This is a genomic window from Desulfosporosinus sp. OT, assembly GCF_000224515.1.
Classification (GTDB): domain Bacteria; phylum Bacillota; class Desulfitobacteriia; order Desulfitobacteriales; family Desulfitobacteriaceae; genus Desulfosporosinus.
In genome coordinates, this window is sequence record NZ_AGAF01000189.1 from 1 (window position 1) to 2,428 (window position 2,428).

General features: G+C 41.7%; 2 protein-coding genes. Both read left to right on the forward strand.

Translation table 11 applies throughout. The features are described 5' to 3' along the window. Positions 1–125: 125 nt before the first annotated feature. A complete protein-coding gene (locus DOT_RS18685; RefSeq protein WP_009622107.1) occupies positions 126–989 on the forward strand; it encodes a tyrosine-type recombinase/integrase in 864 nt (287 codons plus the stop codon). Beyond that, positions 982–2,148, forward strand: a complete 1,167-nt coding sequence (locus DOT_RS18690; protein WP_009622109.1) for an IS91 family transposase — start codon at positions 982–984, stop codon at positions 2,146–2,148. The genes DOT_RS18685 and DOT_RS18690 overlap by 8 nt, the downstream gene beginning before the upstream one ends. Positions 2,149–2,428: the final 280 nt, after the last annotated feature.

Consider the following 2,428-nt stretch of genomic DNA (forward strand, 5'->3'; position numbering starts at 1 on the left):
CATTGCACTAAACCGCTGGCGCGGTGGTTTCCGTAGCAAATCTCTTACTTTCATGCAAATATTCCTATTAGCTGTTATGAAGCTTTGCATCTCCTGTAAAACTATTTTGCAGGAGATGATTGAATATGACAAAAGAAGAAGTTTTAGCCAAACTGAAATTCGATGTGGAGCTTCGAGGGTTTAGTAAGCATACCCAGGCTGAATACTATACCAAAGTTAAACTCTTTCAGGAGCACTTCGGTAAACCTGCAACTGAGCTAGGTGTAGAAGATGTTAGACAGTTTCTTCATTATCTCACGACAGTTAAGAAGCTTGCTCCCGAATCGGTAAACACCTACAATAGCGGCCTCCGCTTTTTGTATGGCGTAACTCTGAACGTTAATTTAAACCCCAGACAAGTTCCTCGCCACCGCAAACCACGCAGACTCCCTGACATCCTTACCCAAGAGGAGATACAAGCCCTTTTTAACGTCTGCGACAACCTGCGAGATAAATGCATTCTTATGACTCTTTATGGTGCAGGACTTCGCCTAAGCGAAGTAGCCTCGCTTAAAGTTTCAGATATCCATAGTGATAAAATGCAATTGTTCATCCGCAATGCCAAAGGAAGCAAAGATCGCTATGCTCTACTTTCTCAAACCAATCTTGAGATGCTTAGAGCTTACTGGAAAGCTTACCACCCCAAAGAGTGGCTTTTTTACAGCAGGAATCACACCTGCACCCACATGACTACCAAAGCAATACAAAATCTATTTCATAAATATGTAAAGAAAGCTAACATCTCTAAAAACGTTTCAGTCCATACCATGAGGCATAGTTTCGCGACTCACCTGCTGGAATCCGGCACAAGTATTTATCACATCAAGCAACTACTCGGCCACTCAAATATCAACACGACCTGCGTTTACTTGCATTTGGTTAAGATTGAATCTCTCAACGTAATAAGTCCCCTTGATAAGATGACTGAATCGGACAAAGCCAATGACTGAGGTCCAAGATATCTTCATAAAATACGGCAAAAACTATCGTACCAACCATAAGCTCACTCTCGCACAACATAAGGCGATGTCTGCCATTCAAAAATGTAGAACGTCAGAGTTAGGTGGCCATAAGGAGGTTTGTGACAGTTGTGGGCATACCCGTATTTCCTACAATTCATGCCGCAACAGGCACTGCCCTAAATGCCAAGCTCTGGCCAAAGAACGTTGGATTGAAAACCAGAAAAGCAATCTACTCGACATCGGATACTTCCATGTGGTATTCACCATCCCGGATACTCTCAATTTAATGGTCTACCAAAATCAAAAAGCAGTTTATACCCTTATGTTTAAGACCGTTGCTGAAACTCTCACCGATTTAGCTTCTGACAAAAAATATCTTGGTGCAAAGATTGGCTTTACATCGGTTCTGCATACTTGGGGACAAAACCTCATGCACCACCCGCATATTCACTGCATTGTACCCGGCGGCGGATTATCCTCCATCGGAAAATGGATGAACAGCAGAAAGAAATTCTTCATTCCAGTTAAAGTTCTATCCCGGAAGTTCAGAGGCAAATTCCTGTATTACCTTAAACAGCTCTACTACCAAAACAAGCTTGAATTCCACGGAAGTCAAAAATATCTTTCCGACGATAAAGAATTCGAAAAGTTGCTCACCTCTCTCTATGGTAAAGAGTGGATTGTCTACTGCAAACCACCGTTTAAAAATGCTGCTTGTGTTGTTGAATACCTGGGGCGATATACTCACCGAGTGGCTATATCCAACAAGCGCATCATTAGCATGGAAAAGGATACGGTTTCCTTCAAATGGCGGGACTACAAAGACGACAGTAAGCATAAGGTGATGACTCTTTCCTCAGAGGAGTTTATCCGCAGATTTCTTATCCACATCTTGCCGAGTCGCTTTATGAAAATTAGGCACTACGGCTTACTTGGTAATCGTAACAAGACAACCAAACTGAAGATTTGCAAGCAACTTACCAATACCCCTTTATTAATTGAAGAGAAAGCTACAACCCTCCAACTCGTCCAGAAGCTCACAGGATTAGATTTATCTAAATGCCCTAATTGCGGATCAGAAAAACCCAAACGGTTTTTGAGCTTGGGTAAATCTCCCCCAATCACTGTCCAAACTGTATGTATTTAAGAAAGTGCCCTGTTATGGGGAGGGGGAAACTATATCTGTTTCAGCATAATTAACGCTACTTCGATACAATTCCTACTGAGTTTTACATAAATGTCATATGAATTAGACGGGAGATTAGAAATTCAATCCCCATAGCATTTTCCTTAACCATCGCGGTTTCGTGCATTGTAATTATCCAAAGTTAGGTAAACACTTCACCACATGAACCACCTTCTATTTACTCAAGCTCAGATTCGGAGTTTGAGCTTTTTTACGCCTAACTTCGGATAATTTGCTAGAC